This is a genomic window from Microcoleus sp. B5-D4 (genome assembly GCF_036705145.1).
GTDB lineage: Bacteria > Cyanobacteriota > Cyanobacteriia > Cyanobacteriales > Microcoleaceae > Microcoleus.
In genome coordinates this window covers 38,958-53,635 of record NZ_JAUBTV010000028.1, presented here as the reverse complement: position 1 = coordinate 53,635, position 14,678 = coordinate 38,958, and the positions used below count along the sequence as shown (strand labels likewise).

At 42.5% G+C, this 14,678-nt stretch carries 8 protein-coding genes; 6 read left to right on the top strand and 2 right to left on the bottom strand.

Annotation, left to right across the window (positions count from 1 at the left end; genetic code table 11):
• The first annotated feature begins 33 nt into the window (after positions 1-33).
• From QUB10_RS15365 to QUB10_RS15355, 3 genes are all read left to right on the top strand, one after another.
• Positions 34-5,484 (top strand): AAA family ATPase, encoded by a 5,451-nt coding sequence (locus QUB10_RS15365; RefSeq protein WP_333203373.1) that lies wholly within the window; start codon positions 34-36, stop codon positions 5,482-5,484.
• 302 nt (positions 5,485-5,786) lie between these two features.
• Positions 5,787-7,061 (top strand): response regulator, encoded by a 1,275-nt coding sequence (locus QUB10_RS15360; RefSeq protein WP_333203371.1) that lies wholly within the window; start codon positions 5,787-5,789, stop codon positions 7,059-7,061.
• 268 nt (positions 7,062-7,329) lie between these two features.
• Positions 7,330-9,072: an EAL domain-containing protein gene (locus tag QUB10_RS15355; RefSeq protein ID WP_333203369.1), complete on the top strand. Its 1,743-nt coding sequence runs from the start codon at positions 7,330-7,332 to the stop codon at positions 9,070-9,072.
• 733 nt (positions 9,073-9,805) lie between these two features.
• On the opposite strand, the gene QUB10_RS15350 is transcribed toward QUB10_RS15355, so the two are convergent.
• Both QUB10_RS15350 and QUB10_RS15345 read right to left on the bottom strand, forming a co-directional pair.
• Complete coding sequence (locus tag QUB10_RS15350) at positions 9,806-9,982, bottom strand: hypothetical protein (RefSeq protein WP_333203367.1); 177 nt, start codon at positions 9,980-9,982, stop codon at positions 9,806-9,808.
• Between the two features lie 15 nt (positions 9,983-9,997).
• Entirely contained in the window at positions 9,998-10,177 is a 180-nt protein-coding gene (locus tag QUB10_RS15345; RefSeq protein ID WP_333203365.1) for a hypothetical protein, read from the bottom strand.
• A 25-nt stretch (positions 10,178-10,202) separates the two neighbouring features.
• On the opposite strand from QUB10_RS15345, the gene QUB10_RS15340 reads away from it, so the two are divergent.
• The 3 genes from QUB10_RS15340 to QUB10_RS15330 all read left to right on the top strand — a co-directional run bounded on the left by QUB10_RS15340 (position 10,203) and on the right by QUB10_RS15330 (position 14,567).
• On the top strand, positions 10,203-10,478 hold the full coding sequence (locus tag QUB10_RS15340) for a hypothetical protein (protein ID WP_333203363.1): 276 nt from the start codon (positions 10,203-10,205) through the stop codon (positions 10,476-10,478).
• A gap of 380 nt (positions 10,479-10,858) precedes the next feature.
• Positions 10,859-12,106, top strand: coding sequence for a hypothetical protein (locus QUB10_RS15335; RefSeq protein WP_333203361.1), 1,248 nt, complete (start codon positions 10,859-10,861; stop codon positions 12,104-12,106).
• A 127-nt stretch (positions 12,107-12,233) separates the two neighbouring features.
• The gene (locus tag QUB10_RS15330) at positions 12,234-14,567 is read left to right on the top strand and encodes an NAD(P)-binding protein (protein ID WP_333203359.1); all 2,334 of its coding nucleotides are present in this window, start codon (positions 12,234-12,236) and stop codon (positions 14,565-14,567) included.
• Positions 14,568-14,678 lie beyond the last annotated feature (111 nt).

Here is a 14,678-nt window from a genome sequence, read left to right as displayed (position 1 = left end):
CTTTCAGTACCATACCCCTTTTAAAAATATACCATGAGAACCCCTATACCCGGATATCAACTGATCGCCTCCCTCCACGAAGGTACAAAAACTGTTATTTATCAAGGTCGCTACGAGTTAGAACACACTCCTGTCATCATCAAAACTCTCAAAGCTGAGTATCCGACCCTAGAAGAAATCGCCCGAATCAGGCACGAATATCAAATCCTCCACTCTTTAAACATTCCAGGCATTATCAAACCCATCGAATTAAAACCTTATGAACACGGAGTTGCTCTGATTTTAGAAGATTTGGGCGGACAGCCCCTCAAGGAATATATTAACTCTAAAAAAACGAACTTAATTAACTTTCTTCAAATCGCCAGTCAACTCGCTAAGATTCTCGGAGAACTGCATCAAAACCACATTATCCACAAAGACATTAAACCCCAAAATATCCTCATAAAACCAGAAAATAGGCAAATCAAGCTCATCGATTTTAGCATCGCCACACGCCTAGAAAAAGAAAATTCTACTATTAGTAACCCCAACTATATCGAAGGCTCTCTCGCCTATATGTCTCCCGAACAAACGGGGAGAATGAATCGTTCAATTGACTACCGCACAGACTTTTACTCCCTTGGCATTACCTTCTACGAAATGCTTGCGGGTCAGCTACCTTTTAATTCTAACGACCCAATGGAATTGGTGCATTGCCACATCGCGAAACAACCCCCCTTGCTAAATCAGCTAAATCCCGAAATTCCCAAGGCTGTTGTTGACATCGTAATGAAATTATTAGCCAAAACTGCTGAAGACAGATATCAAAGCGCTCGCGGACTTTTAGGTGATTTAGAAGAATGTCTTAAACAATTAGAAGCATCTGGACAAATTAAAGATTTCACAGTGGGTAAGTTGGATCGATTTGGTCAATTTCTCATTCCTCAAAAACTATATGGACGAGAAACAGAAGTTGCAACCCTAATGGCAGCCTTTGAACGAGTTGCAGTTGGCTCAACAGAAATGATGCTTGTCAGCGGTTATTCAGGCATTGGAAAAACCTGCGTTGTGCAAGAAGTTCACAAACCAATAGTACGCCAGCGCGGTTATTGTATTGCCGGGAAATTCGATCAATTTAAAAAAAATATTCCCTATGCAGCCTTAATTCAAGCTTTTCAAGAATTAATCCGGCAACTGTTAACAGAAAACTCTGAAAATATAGAAATTTGGAAAGAGCAACTTGTAGAAGCTTTGGGACAAAATGGACGGGTAATTATCGACGTGATTCCTGAAGTAGAATTGATTATGGGCGAACAGCCAGAAGTTCCCGAGCTAGGGTCAACTGAATCTCAAAATCGCTTCAACCGAGTTTATAAACAATTTATTCATGTATTTACTAAGCCCGAACATCCGCTTGTTCTGTTCCTAGATGATTTGCAGTGGGCAGATTCAGCGTCTCTGAAGTTGCTCCAACTCTTGATCACAGACACCGAGAGCGAATATCTATTACTAATTGGAGCTTATCGAGATAATGAAGTCAGCCCAACTCATCCGACGATTCAAACCATTGAACAGATTGAAAAAACAGGTGCGGTTGTAAATAATATCGTCCTCCAGGCTTTAGATATTAGCAACGTCCGCCAATTAGTAGCCGATACTCTTCAGGGAGATAACAATTCCATAAAATTAGCAGACTTACTTTTCAATAAAACTCAGGGTAATCCGTTCTTCTTAACACAACTTTTCAAGACTCTATACTCTGAACAACTGTTAAAGTTTGATTTTATAAAAACTCGCTGGCAATGGGATCTCAAGCAGATTCAATCCCTGGGAATTGCTGATTATAATGTTGTGGAACTCGTAGCTAAAAACATTCAAAAACTGCCAGAGTCTACGCAACAAATATTACAATTAGCTGCTTGTATCGGCAACCGCTTTAACTTAGATGTCTGCGCGATTGTTAATAAAAAATCTCCGCTAGAGACAGCCGATAATTTGTGGTCAGCACTTCAATCAGGTCTAATATTGCCCCTAAGTAACGACTACAAAATCCCTCTGGCTTTTCAGTCAGAAGAGCAGGAGACGCTACTTTTTGATGAATCGAGAGTTGGCTACAAATTTTTACATGATCGGGTGCAACAAGCAGCCTATTCAATGATTCCTGAAACTCAGAAAAAAGCAACGCACTTGAAAATTGGTACGCTCTTGTTGGATCAATACGCAGAAAACGCCTTGGAAGAGAATATATTTGATATTGTCAATCAGTTAAATATTGGCGTAGAATTTATTACGCAGCAGTCAGAAAAAAATCAACTTGCTAACTTTAATTTAATTGCTGGACGCAAAGCAAAAGCAGCGACAGCCTATGAGGTGGCTGTCAGATATTTGAATGTGGGATTAGAACTTATGCCAGAAGATAGCTGGCAAAGTCACTATGAATTGACGCGAGATATCTACTTAGAAACATTGGAAGCAGAATACCTCAATCTTAATTTTGAAAAGACACAAAAACTATCTGAAATTGTTATTTCACAAACAAAAACCCTACTTGAAACAATCAAAGTGTATGAATTAAAAATTCCGTTTTATTTATCCCAAAATCAGCCTCAAAAAGCCTTAGAAACAGCATTACAAGTGCTAAAAAAATTGGGAATATCTTTGCCTCTCCATCCAAACAATATCAGTATAATGCTTGAATTATTTCGTACTAAATTTATAGTAGGGAGAAAACAAATTCGAGATTTAGCAAGTTTGCCAGAGATGACCAGCCCCGATCATCTGGCAGCTATAAGGATTTTGATGAATATTATTCCGGCAGCTTTTGCTGCTAGTCCCGCTCTTTTTCCACTTGTTGTCTTTAAAATTGTTTATCTTTCTGTCAAATATGGGAATGCAGCTTTATCTGCTCAGGGTTATTGTATGTATGGTATGTTGCTTTGTGGAGTGCTAGAAGATACTGATTCTGGGTATCAATTTGGACAACTAGCTTTGACTTTATTGGAGCAGTTTAACGCTAAAGAAATAAAAGCTAAGGTATACCATTCATTTAACCATTTTATTCGAGAGTGTAAAGAACCCATAAAAAATACAATAATTCCTCTAACTGAGGCTTTTAAAAGTGGGGTAGAAACCGGAGATTTAGAATATGCAGGTTATGCAGCGTTGTACCATTCTACTAATATTTTCTGGAGCGGTGAACACCTAGAATATGTTGCTAATGTTCAGCAGCGCTATCTAAAAGCACTTAAAAATTACAAGCAAGAATTTACGGCTGATCTTTTGGCTATCTGGAATCAATTTGTCTTAAATATAAAAAATGAATCTACTAATACTACTATACTAACAGGAGAAAGCTTCGATGAATTGCAAAAATTATCTATTTTAAAAAAAGCTAATAATAATACAGCACTTGCTTATTTTTTTTTAGCTAAACTTATTTTATTTTTTTTATTTAAACATTTTGATCAGAGTCTTGAAACAGCTATTTTACTAGAAAAATACAAGCAAAACTTGAGTGGTGCTATGCTGCCAAGTACATACAACTTCTACTATTCCCTATCCCTCCTCATCCACTATCCAGCCACCACCAAAACCGAACAAAAGCAATACCTAAAAAAAGTAGCATCTCATCAAAAACAAATGAAAAACTGGGCGCACCACGCCCCGATGAACTTCCAGCACAAATACGAACTCGTAGAAGCAGAAAAAGCGCGAGTATTGGGACAAAACGAGACAGCAATAACCTACTACGAACGAGCCATCAATGGAGCCAAAGAACAAAGATTCATCCAAGAAGAAGCCCTCGCTAACGAACGCGCCGCCGAATTTTATTTAGCCATCGGTAGAGAAAAAGTCGCCAAAACCTACATGACCGAAGCCTATTACTGCTACATTCGCTGGGGAGCAGTCGCCAAAGTCCGAGACTTAGAAGAAACATATCCCCATCTCATATCCCGCACGCAGCAGTCTGAAACTATCAGCCTCGACCCCATTAGCACAACCACCTCAAACTGGACGACAACCTCTACTTCCAGCCATTCAACAGCACTTGACCTCGATACAATTATGAAAGCAGCACAGGCGTTATCTGGGGAAATTGTTCTCAGCGAACTGCTAAGTAAATTAATGACCATTCTCATAGAAAATGCCGGAGCTACTCGCGGCTCATTGCTCACAAAACCCACTTTTTTATCTCACCCAAGTGAGAATCAGTGGGTGATTTCAGCCACCGGAATCGTGGAAGGTAACGACCTCACCGTATTGACCCATCCTCAACAACTAGAAGAGGAAACTATTTCCGTTCCTCTCCTTGAAAATGCAGTTCCAGCCGCGATTATCAACTACGTTGCCCGCACTAAAGAAACAGTCGTTTTAAACGATGCCAGCCATGAAGGTATCTTTAAAAAAGACCCCTACATCCAACACAATCAGTCCAAATCAATCTTGTGTACACCCCTGCTCAATCAAGGTCAACTTACAGGGATTATCTATCTCGAAAATAACTTGACTACCGTCGCCTTTACCGCTGACAGACTCACAGTCTTACAAATGCTATCGGGACAAGCTGCTATCGCTATTAGCAATGCAAAACTTTACGCAGAAGTCAATCAACTCAACCAAAACTTAGAACAAGCGAATCAACAACTTGCAGCCTATTCGGAAACCCTAGAACAGAAAGTTGAGGAACGAACCGCCGAATTAAAAACAGCTCAAAAACAAATAGTAGCCTCAGAAAAACTCGCCTCCCTCGGAGCCCTCACCGCAGGTGTGGCCCACGAAATCCGCAATCCCCTCAACTTCGTCACTTCTCTTGCTACTCTCTCAGAAGACTTAACATCTGAAATCGCAGAAGAAATAGACCGCCAATCCCAAAACTTAGACTCAGAATCTCTGGAATTAATTAACGAAAACCTCACCTATCTTAAGCGCAACGTATCAGAAATTAACGAACAAGGACAACGTGCCAACAGCATTATTCAAAGTATGCTAATGCACGCTCGCAGCGAGGGCAGTAGCCGCCAAAAAACCGACATCAACGCCCTCGTTGCTCAAGCCCTACAATTAGCTTACCACAGCATCCGTGCCAAAGATAAAACCTTCAATCTTACCCTAAAAACCGACTATGACCAATCAATTGAAGAACTAGATGTCGCTTTTTCTGACCTCAGTCGCGCCTTAATTAACATCATCGATAATGCTTGCTATGCCTCCCATATTAAACAATTTAAAGTAACCGGAGATTTCACTCCCACAGTTTCTATTACCACTAAAAATCTAGCCACTGCAATAGAAATTCGCATTCATGATAATGGCATCGGTATTCCTAAAGAAAATCAACAAAAAATATTCCTCCCTTTCTTCACTACCAAGCCTCCCGGACAGGGCACAGGTTTAGGTTTATCCATCACTCACGATATCATTGTTGGACAACATCGGGGCAATTTGGAAGTGCAAACCGAAACCGGAAATTACACGGAATTTATCATTACTTTGCCCAAAAGTTAAATAGCTCTGGCGCACGATAGAGGCGCTAAAACACTACATCAATAACTTTACTCGAAGTTTGAGACCGCTTCTACACAAACCCAACCCACCAGCACGGCTTATAATTATACAGTGCATCTTAAGTAGATCCCTTTAATTAAACGTAAAAGACGGATGACTAAAAAGGTGATTGCATAAGTTTTCTTCCTTCTTCCTGACTACATCCTCATTAATAAGTTGAATCCTTTACAAATTTTAAACAACGCGCTATATTAAGCTAGTGACCCTAGTTATTTCTACCATAGGATACAGGATAGCTCCCCATGACAGCAAAAATCCTAGTCGTCGATGATGAACAACTTTTAGAATACGTCATTCAACAAAAATTCAGGCAAAAAATTCGGGTCAAAGAAATTGAATTTGTCTTTGCTCACAATGGCAGAGAAGCCTTAGAAAAAATTGCAGAATCTCCACCATTTGATTTAGTGCTAACAGATATTAATATGCCCGAAATGGACGGGTTAACTTTACTAGAAAAACTCTCAGAAATCGACAATACATTAAAAGCAGTCGTCATCTCCGCCTATGGAGATATGCAAAACATTAGAACTGCCATGAACCGGGGAGCTTTTGACTTTTTGACAAAACCCATTGATTTTCAGGACATGGAAATCACCATCCAAAGAGCCTTAGAAACTGTCAAACAAGTCAGACAAAATTTAACAGAACTTCAAGAGGTGCAAACTCAACTCATTCAAAACGAAAAAATGGCTTCCGTCGGCCAGTTAGTTGCCGGAGTTGCCCACGAAATTTACAATCCCATCAGCTTCATTATAGGAAACATTGAACACGCCGAAAGCTACTTTCAAGAATTGATGACTGCTCTCAATATTTATCAAGAACACTGCTCCCTAAATAATCCAGAAGTACAAACTCAAATTGAAGCTCTTGACCTCCCTTTTCTCTTAGAAGACTTGCCACAACTGCTCAGTTCTATGAAAGAAGGAACTGAGCGCATTCGGGGAATCAGCATTTCTCTGAGGACTTTTTCGCGGGCCGATACTAAATCCAAAGTTCGTTTCAATATCCATGAAGGAATTGATAGTAGCTTATTAATTTTGAGACATCGGCTCAAAGCGAATGAGGGTAAACCCGAAATTCAAGTGCTAAAAAACTACGGAGAATTACCCCCAGTAGAGTGTTATCCCGGACAGTTAAATCAGGTGTTTTTAAATATCATTGCTAATGCCATTGACGCATTGGATGAGTGGAATTCAGGGCGGAGTCGCGATGAAATTAAGGCGAATCCTAATTTTATCAGGATTCGCACTTTCCTTACCGATGAGAGTGAAAAAATTATCAAGGAGAATTCCGCTTCTCATGTTATAATTTCTATTGCAGACAATGGGATGGGGATGACAGAAGAAGTGAAGGGGCGGGTATTTAACCACTTATTTACTACAAAATCTGTGGGTAAAGGGACGGGATTAGGTTTATCAATTTCGCGGTCTATTGTTGAAGAAAAACACGGGGGATGGCTCAGTTGTAACTCTACACCAGGCGAGGGAACGGAATTTATTATTGAAATTCCCACTTAAGGGTTGGGAACTGATCAAGTCAACACTTACGCTCCTAAACCGGGTTTCTTCGTAGATTTATAGTGAGAATCTTCAATTTTTTAGATCGACCCGGTTTAGGAGCGTAAGTCCTCAAAATGAGGAGTTTTCTGTTGGAGCAGTGCTTTCCTGCCTGCCCCAACCTTACTTACGGTGCAACCCCAGGGGGCAATCTCAGGGGGGCAACCACAGGGGGATTGCCCCTACAAGAGAATTCAACTCCTGGCTACTTGCTAACAAGAGCAATTCCATGACATCTAAAATCTTAGTAATTGATGACGAACCACTTTTAGAATATCTAATCCTTCAGCTATTTCGGCGTCAAATCAGCACTCAAGAATTTGAGTTTGATTTTGCGATAAATGGAGTGCAAGCTTTAGATAAATTGCACGCTAATGGCTCTTTTGACTTAGTGCTAACTGATATTAATATGCCCGAAATGGACGGGTTAACTTTGTTAGAAAATTTGCCAGCTATTGACCCGACGCTCAAAGCTATAGTGGTTTCAGCTTATGGGGATATGCCAAATATTAGGACAGCTATGAATAGGGGTGCTTTTGATTTTTTAACGAAGCCCATTGATTTAAATGACTTAAAAGTTACCATTAATAAAACTTTAGAGTTTGTGCGACTTGCTAGGGAAAAAGAGCAGGAACTTGCTACAGCGAATGCACAAATCCGCTACCAAGCATTTTACGACGAGGTGACAGGTTTACCTAACCGTAATTTGCTCTTAAAGGAGATGCGTAGTGGCAGGAATTCTATAAGAGAACTGGGTCATTTAGAAGCTATTTTATTGCTGACTATTAACCGTTATCAAATTGTTAAATATAGCTTAGGTCATTCTAGAGGAGAGCAGTTGCTAGTAGAAGTAGCACGGCGGTTAGAGGCTTGGGCTTTAAATATGAATCTTATAGCAAGAGTGGGAGAAGATGCGTTTGCCATTTGGCTGGCAAATATTACTAATTCTCAATTAGCTTTAGAGGCAGCAGAACACATTCGTCAAGCATTAGAAATACCGTCTAACTTAAATGGAACTGCGGTCTTTTCTAGCGTTAGTATTGGCATTGCTTTAGGTGCAATTGGCACCAAAGAGCCGGAAGATTTACTGCGAGCGGCTGACGCGGCTAGACATGAGGCTTTTGTTCGGGGTGCTACTAGCACTGTTGTATTTGATGTTGGTATGCAGTCGAGAGCTTTAGAGCAACTCCAGTTGGAAAATGACTTGCAAAATGCAATTAATTTACAACAGTTTTACCTGAATTATCAGCCCATTGTATCTTTTGTAACTGGTCAAATAGTGGGGTTTGAAGCGTTGGTAAGATGGCGGCATCCGACCCGCGGCTTGGTTTCTCCTAGCGAGTTTATTCCCGTGGCGGAAAGAACGGGTTTGATTGTGGCACTAGGGGAGTGGGTACTATCGGAAGCAGTGGCTTGTTTAAGTAAATGGCAGTTGCAATTTCCTGACTATTTGCCTTTAAATATGAGTGTTAATTTATCGGGAATTCAGCTATTTGCTCCAAATTTGCTACCGCTTTTAGACTCACTACTGCGAGTGCATAACTTAAAGGGCGAATTTTTAAAGTTAGAGATTACCGAGAGTGTTTTAATGGAAAATGCTGAGGAGGCTGCTGGGGTGCTAGAGCTATTAAAAGCTCGGCAGGTTAAGGTGTGTTTGGATGATTTTGGCACGGGTTATTCAAATTTGTCTTACTTACAGTTGCTGCCGATTGATACTCTCAAAATTGACCGCTCTTTTGTTTGCTGCCTGGAGGAAGGAGGGAAAAATTTGACTTTGCTGCAGGCGATTTTAAATCTGGCGAGTTCTTTGGAATTAGAGGCAATCGCAGAAGGGGTGGAGACGCAAGAGCAGCTAATTATACTCCGTTCTTTGGGATGCAGTTCCTATCAAGGGTACTTGTTTTCGCGACCTTTGGAGGAGGCAGGGGCTGTTGCTATGTTGAGTGCTGCAACGCTTTTGAGCGATCCTTAAACGGCGGAGATTTCAACGCTAACTAATATAGCCTATTCCTGGTTTATTGAGTACAGTGTTAGCCGCTACCAAACCAGCTTTTTAAGTGCTTAGGATTGACCCAATAAGCGTGCAGTAGCCAGCAAACTATCTACTATCGGGGTAGTGGTTGGCGAGAACTGATGTAAAAAAGCTTTTAGTTGTGACACCCTAATTCTATAGGATTAAAACCAGAATAATAGGGTGATAGATTCAGAATACATAAGTTGTATTGTCAATAATCTCACCCCTTACGGCTTTTTAGCTATCGTACAACAAATCATTCTCAGACATCTAATTATGCTTCAGATTACTCTTAACATTGGCAAAAAATCTGCACACAAACTATAACTTTTGTGTTAACCTTTGCTGAAAAATTAGGTTTTCCGTAAGTGTGGAATTTGTTACTCGCCAGTAGCAGAGATAGGTTTTGTGTAATTCCTGGATTTGCTACTGGCGGATGACCGAACAATGTGAGTACAACTCCGCCACGTTGTTCGGTGGAAGGTTTTTGGTTGGTCTGGTAAATCAGCGATTACGGTTTTCTGAAAATTGAGGACGATCGAAAGGAGGTCAGCCTGTCAAAAAGGCGTTGCTGATTTAGGATATGAAAGGCTAAATATGCAAGTCATAGAAACCAGTATCTACAAAGCTTTGGCATTTTTAAGTGATTCTTTTCATAGCCTGATTAAGCAACGCCCCTTAACCAAACATATCAAACCCCCGGAGCGATCGCCCGAACCAAACCCTTCACCCCATTCACCCACCGCATTAAGAAATACTCCCGACCGATGCAGTAATGCAGTATTTGCGGCAAACTCTCAGGTGTCGGGTCGGGTATACACCAAGCATGAAGATCGAGGGTCACGGACAAGCCAAAATACTCACTCAAGAGGACATCGAAGTCTTATTTAACAAAGGTTTGCAAAGCGACCGCGACCGCGCCCTCTTTGGAGTTTGCCTCTACACCGCCTGCCGCATTGCCGAAGCGTGCAGCTTGAAAGTCATCGATGTCTTTACCCCGGCGAATGTCATCCGTTCCGAAATGATCATCCGCTTTCGTCAACACCAAAGGCAAGCTCGGCACCCGCACTATCCCGATCATTCAAGAGTTGAGGCTGCTGTTAGAAACCTACAAACATCCCGAACACCCCTACCTATTCCCCAGCCGCCACCTCAACCACCGCTGGAAACACGCGCACCCGGAAGCCGCCTGTCATCTATTCCAAGAAGCCTGCGAAAAAGTCGGCATCATCGGCGCTTCCACCCACAGCCTCAGAAGGTCGGCCCTGACGAGCGATGAGCAACGCGGGTATCCCATTGCGGATTATTCAAGAAATCAGCGGGCACCGCAACCTCGAACAGTTGCAGAAATACTTAGAGGTTAGGGCACAACCAGTCAGAGGAGCGATCTCTTCACTTTCCATACTTTCTAATACTGGAAAACGCTCGTTACCGTGTTGGCAGCGGTCTGTTAGTTTATGATGAGCGCCCCCAACCGCCGCAATCGCTCCATCTCCGCCTACCAGTGCAGTAATGCAGCAAGTTTGACCGACTCCGCTGTCGGGTCAGATTTACACCACATGGATCACCCCAACGGTCACATGAAGTATAGGTGGGTTGTGAGCTCGGTTTGCTTTCTCGATCGCTTGATAAAGAGTTTGTGATTGAGAAAATTGGCGTTAATTCAGATCGAACCGATCGGTATTTGTGATATGACTGAAATATAAAAAGTTTGCAAGCTAACTCATGATGAGGTTATGAAGCAATGAATGTTAACAGCGCCGCTCAACTTCTGCAAACAGGCTTTCGCACGGCACTAGGAGCAAGCAGCGCGATCGCGGAACTGCTCCATAACCCGCAAAAATTAGCCGACATCCTCGCACAACCGCCAGGCTCGCCAGAGCGACTCCTCCAAGACCTTGCTGCCAGAGGCGAAAGCATAGAACAAGAAGCACATAAATTTGGTGAGACATTTTTATCGGGCGGCAGTAACCATTCAAAACCTCCGCAATACATTGAACGAGCTAACGAGCAATGTTTTCTACAACCCTACGATATCAAAGGTACAAACCTCTATGGATTTGTGCTAGAAAGTTCTTTGCACCAACTACAGAATTTGTGCGACAAATACCTCAATAATTTAGCCAGCCCACAAGTCGAGTACCGGCCAGCCACAAACTATATCATACTAACCTTTGGAACTATAGACTCCCTTGCTTCTAGAGACAAGCCCGACCGCGATCGGGGTTATATTGACGAGCAGGAAGTTGTTATTTGGGTCTTGACTATGGTCGGGAAACAATGCGGCCCAGTCTTTAAAATAGACCGTTTTGCTTGGTTCGTCCCCTACATATTTGTCAGCAATTCACCGGCTTTAGTTTCAGGGCGCGAGGTATACGGCATCCCGAAGGAAATTGGAAGTTTCAACATTCCCCCAATAGATCGGTTGCAAGAACCGTTCAGTTTGCACACTTATACGTGGAAAACGTTAACGGCTCAAACAGAAGCAAAATGGGAACAGCTCATCAGAGTATCGTCCAAAAATGTAGAGAGCAAAAGCCAATTACCTAAAAATTGGGCGAGTTATTCCGAAGCAGTAACTAACATCACGCAGTTACTTTTCGCGAACGACGGCATCATTGAAGTTCCCGGCTTATGGCTGCCGCTAAATTTGTTAGAATACTTGCTAAATGCAGAAATTCCTGTAGTCATGCTCAAACAGTTCCGCGATGAAGAAAACGGGAGACAAGCTTGCTATCAAGCTATCGTAGAAATTCCCATGAGAGTGTCAAAATTTCACGCAGGGCAACTCCTAAGTTTTGATTCTTTTGGCTCTCAGTTCGAGGTGGGAATCTACGATTTTGCCAGCCACCCTATTGTCAAGGAACTGGGACTTTATAAAGGCAGCCTACAAACAGAACAATCAGTAAACATACAGCCGAAGCTGGTTTTCTGGCTCAACTTTGATTTCACAGTCGAAAATGGTACTACGGTTTGGAAAGCGCATTCTTAGGCTACCCTTTTTGTGAGTCAGGTTGTTAAAAAGTGGACAATAACTTGCCATTATTGCATAACAGCATTGGCTCGCCACCTTCCTTTTGAAGGATATACTTTTGAAACTAGATAATATAAATAAACACATGACCTCAGCATCCAAACTCAAAAAAATTGCCATCTTGGGAGGGGGAGTAGCCTCCCTAACCACTGCATTTGAACTCACCAGCCAGCCTGGGTGGAATGCCCTCTACGACATTACCGTGTACCAGCAGGGCTGGCGTCTCGGAGGTAAGGGCGCATCAGGACGCAGCGTGGAGGCGAACCCACCGTACCACGAACCTACCTACCGCATTGAAGAACATGGATTGCACATTTTCTTTGGATTCTACGAGAATGCTTTTCGATTGATGAAGCAGTGCTACGACGAATTAGGAGAAGATGGCCCATTTTTGAGCGTAGAAGATGCCTTCAAGCCTCACAGTCTCATAGTTCTCGAAGAATATATTAACGGTCGCTGGGTTCAATGGCCGTTCAACTTTCCCACGAATAAATTGCTTCCTTGGGAAGGAGGGGGCTATTTCTCGATGTGGGAGCATATCTGCTCCCTGCTCAAATTGATGCACGATGGATTTGAAGGTTCAAACTCTTTAAAATCTCAGTGTTCAGTTAACAGATTATCCAGTAATCAGCAAATCCCGAACTGGTTAGAACTTCTTGCCAAACAGATAGATATTGGCGGGGAAACTCTTAAACTCACCTCAGAAATCGCACCGCTTCACCTTCCCGACCAACTGGTGCAGTTACTTCTCAAAGAACCTGCCCGCTGGTGTCAGTGGTTGGAAAATGCTATAAAACAGATAGGAACTACCTTAGACACTATTGATTTAACATCAGAAGGAACATTTCTCGATCTGGCCTACAAGTTAGCAAAATCAATGCCGGACGATACCCGCGCTCATCGCCCCGAACACCACAGGATCATTCTTAAGCTTTTAGAGCAATTTATGCAGCGGTTGAGAAGCTCTATCGAGGCAGAAATTGAGCAAGATGACGATACATTTCGGATTTTAGTTTTGTTAGACTTAGCATTTGCCAACATTCGGGGATTATTTGTAGATGAAGTAATTTATTCTGGTTCTTTAGACTCTTTAGACGAATACGATTATAGAAAGTGGCTGCAAAAACACGGGGCCGGGGAAACCAGCATCAATTCAGCATTTATCCGCGTTTTGTATGACCTTGTTTATGCCTTTCCAGGGGGGAACGTTCATCAGCCCAGACTAGCAGCAGGAACAGCAATCCGCATCTTAACAACCGTAATTTTCCAGTACAGCGGGGCGATTATGTGGAAAATGCAAGCTGGTATGGGAGATACGATTTTCGCCCCGCTTTATAAAGTGCTAAAACGTCGGGGTGTCAAGTTTGAGTTTTTCCACCGCGTGAAACAGTTGCACCTTGACGATTCGCAGCAGTCGATCGCTAGCATTTCTTTGGGACGCCAGGTGAATCTCAAAGAACCAGCTCGGGAATACGAGCCGCTGATTAAAGTTAAGAGGCTCCTCTGCTGGCCGAGCAAACCCCGCTACGAGCAAATTATAGAAGGTGAAGAACTCCAGCAACAGCAGGTAAATTTGGAGTCTTTTTGGAGTCCCTGGCAAGATAAGGAAACCCCAGTCACTCTGAAGGTTGGAGAAGATTTTGACTTGGTAATTCTCGGCATTTCTCTAGGAGCTTTCCCCTTTATCTGCGGCGATTTGATTAATGCTGAAAAAAATCCGGCTCATCAAAAATGGGCTAATATGGTGAATCAAATCGAAACAGTTCCAACTCAAGGCGGACAGTTGTGGCTTAAATCTAATTTACAGCAGTTGGGGTGGAGGGGGGGCAGTCCTGTGGTCGGTTCTTATGTAGAACCCCTCGATACTTATGCCGATATGAGTGATTTGATCCAGCGCGAAAATTGGTCTTCTGAACATTATCCCTACAATCTTGCTTATTTTACAGGCGTAATAGCCGACTCAGGAATTCCTCCCAGCAGCGATCGCGATTTCCCAAAAAGGGAACAGGAGAAAGTGGAACAACAGGCGATCAACTTCCTCGAAAACCAAATTGGCAACCTGTGGCCTAAAGCCACCACCCCAGAAAATCCTCAAGGGTTAAATTGGGATTTGCTTGTCGATCTAAAAAACCAGCAGGGACAGAAACGTTTCTATTCCCAATATTGGCGAGTCAACATCGATCCTTCAGAGCGTTACGTGCTTTCTGTTCCCGGAAGTACAAAATATCGGCTCAAAACCGATGAATCAGGCTTCGCTAACCTCTACTTGACGGGCGACTGGATCGACAACGGTTACAATTCCGGCTGTGTCGAAGCAACCGTTATGTCAGCTATGCAGGCTGCCCGTGCTATTTTAAAACAAATTTTTGAGATTGAGTATGGAAAACAAATTATCGGTGAGAGGGATGCTTGGTTCTGACACCTGTGTCAGGGTGCAACAGCAATGAATTTACAGCGCTCGAAGCGAAAAAAAAGCTAACACCGAAACGGAATAATATCTTTAATTCCCGAGCTATACTTCAGACAGAAA